Source organism: Pontimicrobium sp. SW4 (assembly GCF_039954625.1).
In the GTDB taxonomy this organism is placed as follows: Bacteria; Bacteroidota; Bacteroidia; order Flavobacteriales; family Flavobacteriaceae; genus Pontimicrobium.
Genome location: NZ_CP157199.1, coordinates 2740986 through 2757050, shown reverse-complemented (window position 1 = coordinate 2757050; position 16065 = coordinate 2740986). Strand labels below are relative to the sequence as shown.

General features: G+C 31.4%; 12 protein-coding genes. 4 read left to right on the top strand and 8 right to left on the bottom strand.

The features are described from left to right. Positions 1-2727 (bottom strand): T9SS type B sorting domain-containing protein, encoded by a 2727-nt coding sequence (locus ABGB03_RS12745; RefSeq protein ID WP_347922955.1) that lies wholly within the window; start codon positions 2725-2727, stop codon positions 1-3. A gap of 294 nt (positions 2728-3021) precedes the next feature. Beyond that, a complete protein-coding gene (locus ABGB03_RS12740) occupies positions 3022-4536 on the bottom strand; it encodes a GH3 auxin-responsive promoter family protein (protein WP_347922954.1) in 1515 nt (504 codons plus the stop codon). Between the two features lie 44 nt (positions 4537-4580). Between ABGB03_RS12740 and ABGB03_RS12735 the strand changes: the two genes are divergently transcribed. Further along, positions 4581-5375 (top strand): DUF2797 domain-containing protein, encoded by a 795-nt coding sequence (locus tag ABGB03_RS12735; protein WP_347922953.1) that lies wholly within the window; start codon positions 4581-4583, stop codon positions 5373-5375. A 146-nt stretch (positions 5376-5521) separates the two neighbouring features. Here the strand turns inward: ABGB03_RS12735 and rpsU are convergent, their stop codons facing one another. The 4 genes from rpsU to ABGB03_RS12715 form a co-directional block, all read right to left on the bottom strand. After that, positions 5522-5716, bottom strand: a complete 195-nt coding sequence (gene rpsU, locus ABGB03_RS12730; RefSeq protein WP_347922952.1) for a 30S ribosomal protein S21 — start codon at positions 5714-5716, stop codon at positions 5522-5524. Between the two features lie 31 nt (positions 5717-5747). Beyond that, positions 5748-6611 carry an RNA polymerase sigma factor RpoD/SigA gene (locus ABGB03_RS12725; RefSeq protein WP_347922951.1) on the bottom strand — a complete coding sequence of 288 codons (864 nt, stop codon included), beginning with the start codon at positions 6609-6611 and terminating at the stop codon, positions 5748-5750. 104 nt (positions 6612-6715) lie between these two features. Beyond that, positions 6716-9373 carry an AsmA-like C-terminal region-containing protein gene (locus tag ABGB03_RS12720; RefSeq protein ID WP_347922950.1) on the bottom strand — a complete coding sequence of 886 codons (2658 nt, stop codon included), beginning with the start codon at positions 9371-9373 and terminating at the stop codon, positions 6716-6718. A 59-nt stretch (positions 9374-9432) separates the two neighbouring features. Continuing rightward, a complete protein-coding gene (locus tag ABGB03_RS12715) occupies positions 9433-10137 on the bottom strand; it encodes a queuosine precursor transporter (protein ID WP_347922949.1) in 705 nt (234 codons plus the stop codon). Between the two features lie 225 nt (positions 10138-10362). On the opposite strand from ABGB03_RS12715, the gene folK reads away from it, so the two are divergent. Next, positions 10363-11499 (top strand): 2-amino-4-hydroxy-6-hydroxymethyldihydropteridine diphosphokinase, encoded by a 1137-nt coding sequence (gene folK / locus ABGB03_RS12710; protein WP_347922948.1) that lies wholly within the window; start codon positions 10363-10365, stop codon positions 11497-11499. Further along, complete coding sequence (locus tag ABGB03_RS12705; RefSeq protein WP_347922947.1) at positions 11489-11968, top strand: effector binding domain-containing protein; 480 nt, start codon at positions 11489-11491, stop codon at positions 11966-11968. The genes folK and ABGB03_RS12705 overlap by 11 nt, the downstream gene beginning before the upstream one ends. Positions 11969-12038: 70 nt before the next feature. Here the strand turns inward: ABGB03_RS12705 and ABGB03_RS12700 are convergent, their stop codons facing one another. Together ABGB03_RS12700 and ABGB03_RS12695 are read right to left on the bottom strand one after the other, a co-directional pair. Then, positions 12039-12473: a hypothetical protein gene (locus ABGB03_RS12700; RefSeq protein ID WP_347922946.1), complete on the bottom strand. Its 435-nt coding sequence runs from the start codon at positions 12471-12473 to the stop codon at positions 12039-12041. 57 nt (positions 12474-12530) lie between these two features. Beyond that, positions 12531-13058: an RNA methyltransferase gene (locus ABGB03_RS12695; protein WP_347922945.1), complete on the bottom strand. Its 528-nt coding sequence runs from the start codon at positions 13056-13058 to the stop codon at positions 12531-12533. A gap of 320 nt (positions 13059-13378) precedes the next feature. Between ABGB03_RS12695 and mutS the strand changes: the two genes are divergently transcribed. Then, positions 13379-15988 (top strand): DNA mismatch repair protein MutS, encoded by a 2610-nt coding sequence (gene mutS / locus ABGB03_RS12690; protein WP_347922944.1) that lies wholly within the window; start codon positions 13379-13381, stop codon positions 15986-15988. Positions 15989-16065 lie beyond the last annotated feature (77 nt).

The following is a 16065-nucleotide window of genomic DNA, read 5'->3' as shown; positions in this document are numbered from 1 at the left end:
TTAGTATACTAAGCTAAAATGACCCTTATAAGTAACCAAGTTATTGTTTAGGTCATTAACACTTATAGTAAACCAATAATCACTTGATGGTAATTTTTTTCCATTAAAAGTACCATCCCAACCGGAGTTTGGATTTAAAATATTAAGCAATTTCCCATACCTGTCGAATATATTAATATCTGAGAAGGTAAAATTATCATGATCTAATCCTTTTACTCTCCAAGTATCATGATAGCCATCATTATTAGGTGTCAAGAATTTTTGAAAACCAAAAACAAAAATTCTTTGCACCACTGTGCCACAAACATTATTAATATATACATCGTAAGTTCCTGGAGGTACATTTTTAAAAGTGTTTTCAGATTGGTAATTAAATGTAAAAACATCATCTATATTGTTTAATGCGTAAAGATTATCGCTATTATGTGCGGCTGATACAGTTACAGTATTGCTATCTCCTACATCAACAGTAATACCGTTTAAAATAGGTGTAGTTGAGCTTAATACTTTAAAAGTTTTTTGCTTTTCACAATCTGAAACATTATCAACAATTGTAAGAATCACTGTTTGAGAGCTAGGTATTGATATTTGATAACCTGTATCATTTGTACTCCAATAATAGCTATAGTTATTTTGTATATTAGTAGGTATTGGAGCGGTTAAAGTGATAGGGAATGAGTTATTGCAAATAATGATGGTTTCCTGAGAATCAAACTCAGGAAATGTACTAATGAGCAAATTTACTTGTCCAGACCCATAACAGTTTCCATTGTCTTCAACTTTAAAAAACAAGGTTGTTTCTTCTGTTGCATAATTGTTTTCAGAAATTTCATTGTCATTTATAGCATTTTCAAGAGAATCATATAAAGTAACAGTATATGTGCCAGCTGGGTTAAGTGAATTAATGATGTTATTTTTAATATCGGATAGTTTAAATAAAGCAGTATCATCTCCCAGATTACAACCATATTCATTTGCTGCTAATAATGCAGTACTTGGTGTTGCTATTAATTCAATTTCACTTAAACTATAGCAGTCATTCCCAATTTCATAAACTTTAGCTATAACAATTTGATTTGCAATTGTATTCGAAAAAATAGGATCTAATGAGTTTTGATTTAAAGGGTCTGATGCTGCATCAGAAACGTTTAAATAGAAATAAACATTAAAATTACTAGATCGATTACTGGTTATTAAATCGATACTGTTTCTTAAATCAAATGTAGTTAGACCATCTTGCGAATCATTATCAAATAAATCACATTTATCTAGCATTACGTTAGAATTAATATTTGGAGGTAAGTTAAATGTAATATTTGCAAAGCCTTCATATTTGTTGTCACAGTTATCATGAGAATCAACAAAAAGCGAATAAGTACCTATAGTATTCGAACCATCACTATTTATGATTAATTGATGAGGAGGAGAAGGCGTTGGGATATTAGTAGTTGTAGTACCATCATTAAACGCCCAAAAATATTCAGCTCCAGGAATGTTAGGTCCGTTAAGTGTATAAGTGCTATCGTAACAGATAGCAAGATCCGCACTAGTTTCAGTAACTTCCTCGTTAGGATTTACAATATTAAAGTCGTTTATAATAAAAAAGGATTGAATAAAAGGAGGTAGTCCTTGCATTACTTGCCTGCCGTTACCAAAGTCAATATAATCTAATTCCAAATTACAATCATCACCTTTTAATTCAGGATTGTGAATTACATCTAAGTATTGTGTCCCCACTGTATATTCTTCAGGAATTGTGACATATATTTTTAAATCTGGACCTAATTGTAATGCACCTCTATAAGCTAACTCAGAATGCAGAAGTGTCATTCTAGTTCTAAGATTAGTATCTTTAAGATCGAACTGATAAAGTTTATATGTATCACTATCTAATGTAGATGCATATAACATATTACCACTCGAAGAGAATTCAATACCATAAGGAGCTTCTACACCACCAGAGTTAAATATCATGTCGCCATCATTGGATACAACACCAGTGCTATTATTAAAACTGTATAATAGAAGCCCACTAGTACTTGAAGTTAATCCTTGATGCGCTACAGCTAACTTTTTTCCATTAGGTGAAATTTTTAAGTAACCTCTGGATTGTCTTGACATAAAATTTACCTGAGAAATAACAGGAGTTGGATTTACCCCATTTTCGGTTACTTTATATGAGTAAAATAAATTATCAACTAACGAAATTACCCAATAACCATCACAATTCTCAGTTTCTACTGCTGTAATTTTTTCTGACCAGAATCCTCCATCGCTACTTCCAGATAAATCTGTAGCAGCTCCTGAAATATCTCCTAAGCCATTATTGAGTGATAAATCTACAGTATAATAATGATAGCCTGAGGGTTCTATTGTGGAGCCAACAGTAAACAAATAATAGATATTTAGATATGTTGGATTAGGAACTATAATAGCAGATTGTGTACTAGATTCATCTCCTAGTAAATCGGTGCCGTTTGGCATAGGTTGATGCGTTCTAGTCCACGCAGTTGAACCATCCGAATAAAACAAAAGTCTTCCATTCGCATCAGATATTGATGCACAACCTTCTAATGTATTTAAACTACCTTGCTGTACTGTTGGTCTAGGCGAGTTTCTATTAAATCGCAATCCCATGTTTTCACCAAAAAACCAGTTGTTAGCTTCGTTTTGGGAAAACAATATGGTAGTAAATAGCATACATATTACTACAATCTTCTTTTTCACTTTCTAAATGTATGAATTTATAAGTAAAATTCAAGTTTTATAAGGCATAAGCTATTAAAGTTAGATTAAATGACTTTTTGAAATAAAAAAACCACTCGAAACAAGTGGTTTTTATCTTGGATTATAATTAATGTCTGCTGTAGGGTTTTTAATATCTTTTTCTTAATTACAGTTTAAAAGTAGCATTATAATTGAGAGAAAAAAAAGTGAGTGTCTATTTTTAGATGAATACAAGTGTATATTCGTTTAAAGAAAAAAGAAGGTCTTTTTTACCGATGAAGAGTAATAGTATTCTTAACTATTCAATCTCAACAACTCCTCCAAATAATCTCTAGAATTAGAAAGCCTTGGAATTTTATGCTGACCACCAAGTTTATCTTTTTCTTTTAACCAATCGTAAAATAATTGTGGTCGTGCAATGTTTATTTTAGGCTGATTAAGTGTAATGTTGTTATAGCGTTTAGCTTCATAATCGGAGTTTAAAGATTTTAAGGCATCGTCTAGTAATACATTAAAATGTTTCATATCGTTAGGAGGTGTTTTAAACTCAATAAGCCATTCATGGGCTCCTTTTTCTTTTCCTTTCATAAAAACTGGAGCAGCTGTATAGTCAATAATTTCAGCATTGGTTTTTTTGCATACATCTTTTAAAGCATCTTCGGCATTTTCTATAATGAGTTCTTCTCCAAATACGTTAATATGATGTTTGGTTCGTCCAGAAACCTTAATTCGATATGGATTTAACGAAGTAAATCGAATAGTATCTCCAATTTTATAACGCCATAACCCAGCGTTAGTCGTAATTATAACTGCATAATTGGTATCCTTTTCAACTTCGCTTAAAGGAATTACTTTTTCTTTAGGAGTTCCATAGGTAGACATATCTATAAACTCATAAAAAATACCATAATCCAACATCAGTAATAATTCACTGGAATTATTTTGATCTTGAATGGCAAAAAAGCCTTCAGAGGCATTATAGATTTCGTAATATTTAAAATCTTTTCGAGGTAAAATAGATTTATATTGATTCATATAAGGCACAAAACTTACACCTCCATGAAAATAGGCTTCTAAATTTGGCCAAATATCAAATATATTTTCTTTTCCTGTAGTTTCTAAAACACTATTAAGTAATACTAACATCCAAGAAGGCACTCCTGCTAAACTTGTTACATTTTCGTTAATAGTTTCGTCAACAATCGCTTGCATTTTATACTCCCAATCACTCATTAAAGACACTCTGCTACTAGGTGTACTGCTAAACTCTGCCCAAAAAGGCATATTGTCTATTAAAATGGCCGATAAATCTCCAAATACAGTACCATTCTCTTGATATAATTCTTTACTACCTCCTAACCTTAAACTTTTACCAGTAAACAATTGAGAGTTTTCGTTGTTATTTAAATACATACAAAGCAAATCTTTACCTGCTGCATAATGACAATCTTCCAGAGACTCCACACTTACTGGAATAAATTTACTCTTCGCATTGGTTGTTCCGCTTGATTTTGCAAACCATTTTATTGGTGTTGGCCAAAAAATATTTTGTTTTCCTTGTCGAGATTCTTCAATAACATTCTGAATATCTTCATATGATACAATAGGAATTCTTTCGCTAAACGTTTTATAGTTTTTAATAGAAGCAAAATCATATTGTTTCCCTATTTGCGTGTCTTTGGCAGTGTCTAAAAGTGAAAAAAGCAGCTCATTTTGAACTTCATTAGGGTATTTTAAAAACAATTCGATTTGATGAAATCGTTTTTTTAAAAACCATGAAGCAATAGAATTTACTAAGGGAATTGGCATATATTGGTTATCTTTACGAGGTCTAAAATAGGAAAAATCTTTTTATGCAGTACCAAGGTGTGTTAACAAAAATGGAAACTGAATTTAGCAGTCCAATTAATTATTATTTAGTGTTTGAATCGGATTTTATAAACATGAATCAGCTTCTTAATAAAACGCTAAAAATCAGTTTTGTAAAGTATCAATGCCTTAATTGTGGTTTAGATAAAACCATTTATAGACAGGGTTTTTGTAAAAGTTGCTTTTTTGATATTCCACAAGCTGCTGACTGGATTATGCGTCCAGAATTAAGTACTGCACATTTAAATAAAGAGGATAGAGACCTGGAGTACGAGAAAAAAGTACAGTTGCAACCACATATAGTCTATTTAGCTAATTCAAGTAATGTAAAAGTTGGAGTTACTAGAAAAAGTCAAGTGCCAACACGTTGGATAGACCAAGGCGCACATGAGGCTATTGAAATTGTTGAAGTGCCAAATCGTTATTTAGCAGGAATTACTGAAGTCGCTTTAAAAGACCATGTGGCTGATAAAACCAATTGGCGAAAAATGCTTAAAAATGATATTGAAGATGAAAACTTAGTGGATTGGCGCGAAAGACTTAAAAATTATATTCCAGATGAAGCAAAAGAATATTACATAGCAAGTAATGCCGAAACTAATATGGATTTTCCAGTACTTAAGTATCCTAAAAAGCCTTCGAGTTTGAATTTAATTAAATCTCAAGAGTATATTGGTAAACTAGTAGGCGTCAAAGGACAATATTTAATTTTTGAAGACGAAACTGTTTTTAATGTTAGAGCAAATGAAGGATTGGTAGTTAGTCTAACGATTAATTGAAAAATCCCATTTAAAACTAGTTTTAAATGGGATGGATATTTTCTATTTTATGAAACATCCATAACTATATTTTGATACCTAAGGAAATGATTAAATGGATGTCGCATGTGACATTAGAAAAACAATAAATATAAACACATGAAATACTAAATTTCCTCTTGATCTCTTAGGCCTTGTATATAAGAAGCTTTTTGGATTTCACGACGTCTTTTAACTGAAGGCTTTGTAAAAAATTGGTTTTCTCTTAAATTTTGCATCACCTTAATATTTCTGTGCTTTCGTTTGTAACGTTTTAAAGCACGCTCTATATTTTCACCTTCTTTGATAATAATTTTTAACATATATATTTTTATTAATGTTTTACTTTTAGGCTTATCCTAAATATGTTTTTAATACTTTACTTTTTGATGTATGTCGTAATCTGCGAATTCCTTTTTCTTTTATTTGTCTAACACGTTCTCGTGTCAATCCAAAAGAGTCGCCTATTTCTTGAAGGCTCATAGGTTGTTTTTTGTCAATCCCGTAATAATGGCGCAAAACTACGGCTTCTTTTTCTGATAGTGTGTCTAATGCGCGATTTATTTCAATAATTAATGAACCTCTCATTAAATCGGCATCAGGTTTTGGTGACTCATTAGAATTTACAACATCGTAAAGTGTTGAATTTTCACCTTCTTTTAAAGGTGCATCCATCGAAACGTGTCTTCCAGAAATTTTCATAGACTGTTTTACATTGCTAACAGAAAGATCTAGATTATTCGCGATTTCTTCAGCACTGGGTGCTCTTTCATGAGTTTGCTCTAAAAAGGAATACGCTTTGTTTATTTTATTAATAGCTCCAATTTTATTTAAAGGGAGTCTAACTATTCGAGATTGCTCAGCTAATGCTTGTAAAATGGCTTGTCTAATCCACCAAACAGCATACGATATAAACTTAAAACCTCTTGTTTCGTCAAAGCGTTTTGCAGCCTTAACTAAACCAGCATTACCTTCATTAATCAAATCTGGTAATGATAATCCTTGATTTTGGTATTGTTTAGAGACAGAAACAACAAAACGTAAGTTAGCTGTTGCGAGCTTATCTAAAGCAACTTGATCTCCAGCACGTATTCTTTGTGCTAATTCTACTTCTTCATCAGCAGTAATTAAATCAATTTTACTTATGTCTTGTAGGTATTTATCAAGTGATTTGGATTCTCTATTGGTAACTTGTTTCGTAATTTTTAATTGCCTCATATATTAGTTTAAAAGTTTAAAGTGTTATATCTTCTTAACTTAACGTTTTTATTCAAAAAACCTAATAAATGAGCTGTTTTATTACAAAAACTACAAAAAAGAAGCTAATTTATGGTATCTTTTTTCTTTTTTCGCTTTTTTAATAAATCACCTAAAATACTTTTAACAGTTTCTTCTGTTTTAGTTTTAGTGCTATCGTTTTTTATATTTGTACTATCTTTTTTAGTTTGTATTTTCGCTTTTGTGCTATCAGTTGGCTTTTTCTTGTTGTTTAAAACACCATCTAGTAAATTCTTCAATTTATCTTTTCCAGAGTTTAAAAGCTTTTGTTTTTCAATCTCGATAAGTTGCTTAGTTAAGTTTGCGACCCCACTTGTTAAATCGGTTGATACTTGCGGACTAGCATATGTACCAGAAATGTTTGCAGTGACTGGAATGGTTATTTTGTTGACTTCGTTATCGTTAATTCTACCAATTAATCTATTAACTTCTCCACCTAAATACTTTGCTGGTACATCAAGTATGGCTTTGTAGTTTAAAGAGGTGTCAAAACCATGAGAGCCTGATACTTGAATATTAATGTCTTTATACTTAACGCTGAAAGGTTTTACATTTACTAAGCCGTTTTCAAAAGATAGATTGGTTTTTAAATCGTTTAGATTTAGTTTGTCAAAATCGATAAAATTTAAGCTTTCTTCTAGCTTTCCAAGTACTTTTAACTTTTCTGAATTTACAGAGCTTACAAAAAGCTGTGCAAAGGTGTTTCCAGAAACCGATGCCAATTCGGGAGTGAACGACTCGTTTAAATTGCCTTTTAAGTTAATAGTAGAGTTTAGTTTTCCTTGTAATGCAGTAGCAATAGGAGCTAAACTTTGAAACAACTCTAAACCGTTAAAAGACTTTGCGATATCAAAATTATCAACTCCTAAGTTGATATTAAATGTTGGTATTGCTTCTTGGGTTGATACATTTCCAGTAATTGCTAAAATACCTTCAAATAGCTTTGAGGTCAAGCCTTTTAAATTGGCTTGCTGGTTATTAATAGATAATGAACCACTAACATCTTTTAAATTTAAATTGTCATAAATAACAGTATTGACATCAGCCGTGATATTGCAATCTAAAAACTCAGGAATTTTGAGCGATTCTGTATTAGAAGTGGTCTTGTTTTCTTCAGCAGTGTCATCTTGTGCAACCATAAAATCGTTCACCGCAAATACGTTCGATGTTACTATAAAATCACCTTGCAATTTATTTTTCTGCATTAAAAAACCAATCAAATTTTTAATAGTTCCAGTGGCATTAATGTCACTTTCGCCTGTTTTAGCAGCAAAATTATTCAGCGAAATGATTCCTGGTTTAAAAGTTAAATCTGCCTTTGAAATATGAATTGGATTTACAATATCTTCTGAAGAGAAAATAAAATCGGTAATACTTACTGAGCCATTATTTTTAATACGATTATATGAATTGGTTTCAATAGCATTCATGTCGAAAGACGTATTTAGTTTCCCTTTTAAAATACCACTAAGCTCTTTGTCTAATTCAATAGGATATGCTTTTGAAATGTTCGCAAGGTTAAGTGTTCCGTCCAAATTGGCATCTACTTGCGTATTGTTTCCTAAGTTTTTTAAGATAGCTGAAGACTTAAAAATATCTTGATCTATTTTAAAGTTAAGCGTACTCAAATCTACATAAGTATCATCAGGATTTCCATTATCATTTTTTACTGAGGCATTAATATTAATATTTTCAACTCGTTTAGGAAGATTAGGATACTTAAACGATGCGTTATTCGACACCATCTTTATATCTATTGTAGGAATGGTTTTGTTGGACACTAAGCCTTTAATAATTCCTTCTACTTTAAAATCGCCTGAGGTTTCTACATCATCAAGGTTTTTAGCATAACGCTCAGGCATGACAGCTAGAAAACCTTTAAACGACGATTCAGGGTTCTTAAAAGTGATGTCAATTAATTGTCCTTCGTCTTTGAGTTGTACATAACCATCAAATTCTAAAGGTAATTGATTGATGAATCCTTTATTTTCTTTAAAGGTGTAGGTGTTGCTTTTTAGATTTAAATCTATTAAAGCATCTAAAGTAATATGATTGTTTTCTAGGTAAGAAGTACTATCAATGTTTAAGCTAACATTGGCTTCAGATTTGGTGTCTAACTCAGAAATAACATCAGTAAATTGTGCATTTCCGGAATGATTTAAACGCGTTACATATACTGTAGTATTTGAAACTTCGTCAATATAAGTTAGTGCACTATTAGTAATGCTGTAATCTTCAATATTAATTTTAAAACCATTACTTTCTGTTGAAGCAGTATTCGTGCTTTCATTGGTTTCGGTTTTAAAAATATCCCAGTTGGTTGCCTCAGTAGTACTTTCTTTTAAAGTGATTAACGTCTCGTCAATAGTAACACTAGTAATAACAATAGGCTCATCATTTTGATTTTTAAAAAGCTCTTTTATAGCCATTTTTAAGCCAATAGATTTAGCCGTTGTAAAAGTTTCATCTTTAAACGGAGCGTTATTGGTAATGGTAAGATTATCAATAGTCACTTTGGCATTTGGGAAACTACTAAGCAAGCTCAAACTAACATCGTCAAATTCTACTTTGGCATTTATGTTTTCATCTACGTAAGCTTGAACGATAGCATCAATTTTAGATTCTAAAACAAAAGGAATTGCTGCTAAAATCACTACAAAAATTAATAATATAATACCAATAATCTTAAATATTTTCTTCATAAATGATTGTTTGTAGGAATATATACGATTAAAATTAGAAAATAAGTCTTAACAAACTATTAAAGCAACGAAATTTCTTCGTTAACCTTTAGTTTAAAACGTTTTCTAAACAAATAGACACCTAAATACAAGAAAGGGGTGTCAATAGCTGCGATCATAACTTTAAATAAAAATCCACTAATTAGTAAGCCTTTAAAGCTTTCCCATGGCAGCACTTCAAAAGTGCATAATAAGGTAAGGATGGAAAAGGTATCAATAAATTGTGAAAACCAAGTGGAAAAATTATTTCGCAACCATAAATGTCTACCTTTGGTTAGGCGTTTCCAGAAATGATAAATTTGAATATCGATAAACTGCGCAAACAAATAAGCGGTCATACTAGCAAATACTGCGATAGCTGATTGTCCAAAAACTTTGGTAAACAAGGCATCATCAACAGGAGAGTTTTCTATTGCTGGAACATTATCAGCAACTAAAATAATGAGTAGTGAAAACACCGAAGCAAAAATTCCTGTAACCACTACTTGATTAGCACGCTTTTTGCCATAAATCTCACTTATTAAATCGGTTATTAAAAAAGTTATTGGATAAGGTAAAATACCAACGGAAATTTCAAATAAATTAGCTCCAAAAATTTCTATATCTAAAGGATGCCAATAAAAAAACTTTTGAAAAATTAGGTTAGACACTACTAACGACGTGATAAATAAAGCTCCTAGTAGCATGTAAATACGTTGCGCTAGAAGTTTGTCTTTTAGTGTCATTTAAATAGCTATTAATAATTTTTCTGTCAGTTCGAATATTTCGCTTTAGCGAAATGTATCAAGAGTTATTGATTAGAATAAATCTTCTCAACACAATTCCGATGAAATATAGGAATCACTCGAAGTGACATATAGTGTTAATTTACACACAAGATGTTTTTGTGAATAAATCGTTACAGTAAATATAAACTAATAAATTTTCTTTTAGTTAATTTGCCATTGCTTATGAACCAACCACAGCAAGTTTATATATCGTTAGGAAGTAATAAAGGCGACAGGTTTAAAAACCTTCAAGAAGCCATTGATCTTATTCATGTTGGAATTGGAACTGTAAAAATAATTTCTAAGGTTTATAATTCACCAGCTTTTGGTTTTCAAGGAGACGATTTTTATAATGCTTGTCTTCATGTATCGACCTATTTGAAACCTAAAAAGGTGATGCAAGAATTATTGTCGATTGAGAAAAGTTTAGGCAGAGTGAGAAGTCAAAAAAATGGTTACGAAGCACGAACTATTGATCTAGATATTTTGCTAATTGATGATGAAGTAATCAACACGAAAACGCTTAAAGTTCCTCATCCTGAAATGCATAAAAGACGTTTTGTATTACGTCCTTTAAATAATATTGCTCCAAAAGTTGAGCATCCAGAACTTAATAAGTCTGCGAGTTTACTTTTAGAAGAATGTGAGGATGGTAGTGAATTGGAAGGCATTAATATTTGGCTTAAGAATCCAAGTAAAGTATTTAATTTTTCTAAGCATAACTATATTGCTATTGAAGGAAATATTGGTGCAGGAAAAACAAGTTTGGCAACAAAAATATCACAAGATTTTAATGCTAAATTGGTGTTAGAGCGTTTTGCAGATAATGCCTTTTTACCAAAATTTTATAAAGAACCACAGCGTTATGCGTTTGCTTTAGAAATGTCTTTTTTGGCTGATAGATACCAACAAATAAGTGACGATTTATCACAACTGGATTTATTTAAAGATTTTATTGTAAGTGATTATGATGTGTTTAAGTCGCTTATTTTTTCTAAAATCACCTTACCAGAAGATGAATTTATCCTATACCGAAAGCTATTCTATTTAATGTATAAAGACATTGCGAAGCCAGATTTGTATGTGTATTTACATCAAAATATTGAGCGCTTACAGGCTAATATAAAAAAACGCGGACGTGATTATGAGCAGAATATTGAAAATGGTTACTTAGAAAAGATTAACTCTGGGTATTTAGAATTTTTGAAAAATCAGACAGAAATTAAAGTTAAAATCATCGATATTTCGGATATGGATTTTATTAAGAATAGAGCAGATTACTTATGGCTATTAAATCAGATTTGTGAAGATGATGCATAGAATTATTCAATCACCTGAGATTTTAATTGTTGGCATGAAAGCTAACATGTCTTTTGAAGCGATTAGTGAAGAAACAGGGAAGTTAGCAAGGCAATTTATGCCAAGATTAAAAGAAATTAATAACCGAGTAGATGATTATACATTGTCGCTTCAAAATTATGATGATTTTAATTTTAGTAAAGTGTCACCAATTATGACTTTCGAAAAATGGGTTGGTATTGAGGTTACTAATTTTAATAATGTCCCGATTGGAATGGAAATACTTACTATTAATCCTGGAAATTATTTAGTAATCGATTTTAAAGATTCTATGCAAGAGTTTGTAAAAAATTGGCATTATATACATTCACAATGGTTACCAAATTCTGAATTTAAACTAGATAACAGGCCACATTTTGAAAAGCTAGGCCCAAGTTATAGTCCAATAAATGCTGTAAATGAGGAAGAAATTTGGATTCCTGTGGTTTGAGAATATTTGTCATTCCGCACTTGATGCGGAATCCAGTAAATTACTTATAACTTCGATAGGTACTCATTAATTATTTTATTTTTGTTAAATTTCCATCATCGAATCCAGCGGTAATATTCTCAATCTTTGTTAAGAAACTTTTATTCTCTTTTAAATATTTTGATATCAAAGAAACGCTAAAGTCTAATACATATTCCCAACCAGATTCGTTAAGTTTTGAATCATTTAAATCCAAATATTTATATTTTGGTTCATAATCAACCTTACAAGCCCAATTCTCATCATTTTCATCAAATTTCTCAGCTCCCATTAAATACATCATATAAGAATTAGTAGTTTCAAATAATCCGAAATTCAATGCTTTTATACTTTCATTTGGTGAATTCTCGGATTCTATCATATTAATCCACTTAAAGAATCTTTCTGGTATTGTTAAATTATTATCAGAAAACGTTAAAAATCTCTTCTTTAATGGTTTATCTCGTTTTCTGAATAGACTTTTCATAATAATGGCATCCAAAGTTATGGTTTGATTTTTTAGCTGTTAATATCAGACGTTAAGCTAAGTTAGCTTACAAAACATATCCCAAATCACAACACCACAACTCACCGAAATATTCAACGAATGCTTGGTGCCATATTGTGGAATTTCAATCACCACATCACTAGCATTAACAACCTCTTGTTGTACACCTTTCACTTCATTGCCAAAAACAATCGCATATCTTGTTTCTTCTTCAGGCATAAAGTCATTAAGCATTGTAGAATTTTCGGCTTGTTCGATTGAAATAATTTTAATGTTGTTTCTTTTTAATTTTTCAACTAGCGTTAACGTACTTTCAACATATTCCCAATCAACAGTTTCGGTACTTCCCAACGCTGTTTTATGAATATCCTTATGTGGTGGTTTAGCAGTAATGCCGCATAAATAAATTTTCTCAATTAAAAATGCATCACTTGTTCGAAAGACACTCCCAATATTATTGAGACTTCTAATGTTGTCTAAAATCACAATTAGAGGCGTTTTTTTAGATTCCTTAAACTCATCAATGGACAATCTATCTAGTTCGCTATTTTTTAGTTTCCGCATCAAAATTTTTTTTGTCATGCTGAGCGCAGTCGAAGCATCTTTTTAGTGAAGATTCTTTACCTTGTTCAAAATGACTATCAACTGTTGTTAAAATCTCCCAATAATTGTAAATAACTTATAATGTTAAGCCTTCACAAAACATGAAATATTAGTTACATTAGCATTCTTAATTTTACTTGTTTTCGATACAATTTGCCAAAGGTAAATCACTCAAACTGACGTAAAATAATTAGAAATATCAATTCGAGTATTTTGATAGCATTCAAAAAGTATCGAGAATCATTTCTAATGCAAAAGTAACATATAAAAATCACTTAAAATTGGCTAAAAAAGCAAAAAAGGTAACACCATTAATGAAACAATACAATGCCATAAAGGTAAAGTATCCTGATGCGTTGTTGCTTTTTAGAGTAGGAGATTTTTATGAAACTTTTGGTGGTGACGCTGTAAAAGCATCTAAAATTTTAGATATTATTCTTACCAAGCGAGGTGCAGGAAGTGAAAGTGAAACTGAACTTGCTGGATTTCCGCATCATTCATTAAACACTTATTTGCCAAAGCTAGTAAAAGCAGGTGAGCGTGTTGCTATTTGCGACCAGTTGGAAGATCCAAAGCAAACTAAAACTATTGTAAAACGTGGTGTGACAGAATTGGTCACTCCTGGAGTTGCCTTGAATGATGAGGTGTTAAGCTCAAAATCTAATAACTTTTTAGCATCAGTATATTTTGGTAAATATATTGGCGTATCGTTTTTGGATGTCTCCACAGGAGAGTTTTTAACCTCTCAAGGGAATGCTGAATATATAGATAAACTGCTTCAAAATTTTAATCCTAGTGAGGTCTTAATTGAAAAGCAAAAACGGACAACGTTTTCTGAAACATTTGGCAACGATTTTCATACATTTTATATGGAAGATTGGGTGTTTCAAGACGATTATGCCAATGAAACCTTGAATAATCACTTTCAAACAAAGTCATTAAAAGGTTTTGGAATTGAAGATTTATACGAAGGCATTGTAGCTTCTGGTGCGATTATGCATTATTTAGGCGAAACACAGCATCATAAATTGCAACATATTACATCTATACAGCGTATTGCTGAAGATGCCTATGTTTGGATGGATAAGTTTACTATTAGAAATCTTGAGCTCTATAATTCAACAAATGTAAATGCTGTTACGTTAATTAATGTCATAGACAAAACGATTTCTCCAATGGGAGCACGTATGCTTAAGCGTTGGTTAGCATTGCCTTTAAAGAATGCTAAAAAAATCAAGAATAGACATGAGGTTATACAATATTTACTGGATAATGATGCCGTATTACATAAAGTACAGCATCAGATAAAGCATATAGGAGATATTGAGCGTTTAATATCTAAAATAGCGACAGGAAAAGTGAATCCTAGAGAGGTTATTCAGCTTAAAAATTCTTTAGAAGCGATTGTTCCAATAAAGGCACTCGCTAGTAATTGTGCTAATGAAGCACTAAAAATTATTGGAGACAATATTCAAAGCTGCGACCTACTTCGAGAAAAAATTAAGGAGACTTTAAACGAAGATGCGCCAGTAAACATATTGAAAGGAAACTCTATTTCTTCTGATTTTTCTTCTGAATTAAAAGAACTTCGTGATTTAGCTTTTTCAGGTAAAGATTACCTAAATAAAATGTTAGAGCGAGAAAGTGAGCGTACAGGAATTACGTCACTTAAAATAGCATCTAATAATGTGTTTGGATATTATATTGAAGTAAGAAATACGCATAAAGATAAAGTCCCAGAAGAGTGGATTCGTAAACAAACCTTGGTAAATGCGGAGCGCTACATTACCGAAGAATTAAAGGAATACGAATCGAAAATATTAGGAGCTGAAGAACGCATTTTAGCCATAGAACAGCAATTATTTAATGAGTTAGTTGCTTGGATGAATCAATACATCAAACCAGTTCAACAAAATGCCAGTTTAATTGGTCAATTAGATTGTTTATGTGGTTTTACGCAATTGGCAAAAGAAAATAATTATGTGTATCCAACAATGGATGAATCGTTCGATTTGGATATTAAAAATGGACGCCATCCAGTTATTGAAAAACAATTGCCAATAGGCGAGCCCTACATTGCTAACGATTTATTTTTAGATAGGACTTCACAACAAATCATTATGATAACTGGACCTAACATGTCTGGTAAATCAGCTATTTTACGTCAAACAGCTTTAATCGTACTACTAGCTCAAATAGGAAGTTTTGTACCAGCTGAAAGTGCTAGAATTGGTTTGGTAGATAAAATATTTACGAGAGTAGGAGCAAGTGATAATATCTCTATGGGAGAATCAACGTTTATGGTTGAAATGAATGAGACAGCTTCTATTCTAAATAACATTTCTGAGCGTAGTTTAGTGTTATTAGATGAGATTGGTCGAGGTACGAGTACTTACGATGGGATTTCTATTGCTTGGGCAATTAGCGAATATTTACACGAGCATCCATCTAAAGCAAAAACCTTATTTGCAACGCATTATCATGAGCTCAATGAAATGACCGAAACCTTTGAGCGCATTAAAAACTATAATGTTTCTATTAAAGAACTTAAGGACAATGTATTGTTTTTAAGAAAACTGGTTGAAGGTGGAAGTCAGCATAGTTTTGGGATACATGTAGCAAAAATGGCAGGAATGCCACAGCAAGTAATCCATAGAGCAAACAAAATATTGAAGCAATTAGAAAAATCACATTCTAGTGAAGAGTTAACAGATAAAGTAAAGTCGCTAAATGATGAAATGCAGTTAAGCTTTTTTAATTTGGATGACCCTCTTTTAGAGGAAATTAAAGATGAGATTTTGCACATCGATATTAATACGCTAACACCTGTTGAAGCTTTAATGAAGCTTAATGAAATAAAGCGAATGTTGCAAAAAAAGAAAAGAGCATAAAAATTATAAAAAAGCCTTTGCTATTATTAGAATTGTTTTAAATTTGCATCCGCAATCATAGGATTGTACGTTCATTA

What these genes read in the sequence shown, in the direction of transcription:
- ABGB03_RS12720 (WP_347922950.1), bottom strand. Translation starts at nt 9,373, where the DNA reads ATGAAGAAAATATTTAAGATTATTGGTATTATATTATTAATTTTTGTA.
- ABGB03_RS12740 (WP_347922954.1), bottom strand. Translation starts at nt 4,536, where the DNA reads ATGCCAATTCCCTTAGTAAATTCTATTGCTTCATGGTTTTTAAAAAAA.
- ABGB03_RS12735 (WP_347922953.1), top strand. Translation starts at nt 4,581, where the DNA reads ATGCAGTACCAAGGTGTGTTAACAAAAATGGAAACTGAATTTAGCAGT.
- folK (WP_347922948.1), top strand. Translation starts at nt 10,363, where the DNA reads ATGAACCAACCACAGCAAGTTTATATATCGTTAGGAAGTAATAAAGGC.
- rpsU (WP_347922952.1), bottom strand. Translation starts at nt 5,716, where the DNA reads ATGTTAAAAATTATTATCAAAGAAGGTGAAAATATAGAGCGTGCTTTA.
- ABGB03_RS12695 (WP_347922945.1), bottom strand. Translation starts at nt 13,058, where the DNA reads ATGCGGAAACTAAAAAATAGCGAACTAGATAGATTGTCCATTGATGAG.
- ABGB03_RS12725 (WP_347922951.1), bottom strand. Translation starts at nt 6,611, where the DNA reads ATGAGGCAATTAAAAATTACGAAACAAGTTACCAATAGAGAATCCAAA.
- ABGB03_RS12700 (WP_347922946.1), bottom strand. Translation starts at nt 12,473, where the DNA reads ATGAAAAGTCTATTCAGAAAACGAGATAAACCATTAAAGAAGAGATTT.
- ABGB03_RS12715 (WP_347922949.1), bottom strand. Translation starts at nt 10,137, where the DNA reads ATGACACTAAAAGACAAACTTCTAGCGCAACGTATTTACATGCTACTA.
- ABGB03_RS12705 (WP_347922947.1), top strand. Translation starts at nt 11,489, where the DNA reads ATGATGCATAGAATTATTCAATCACCTGAGATTTTAATTGTTGGCATG.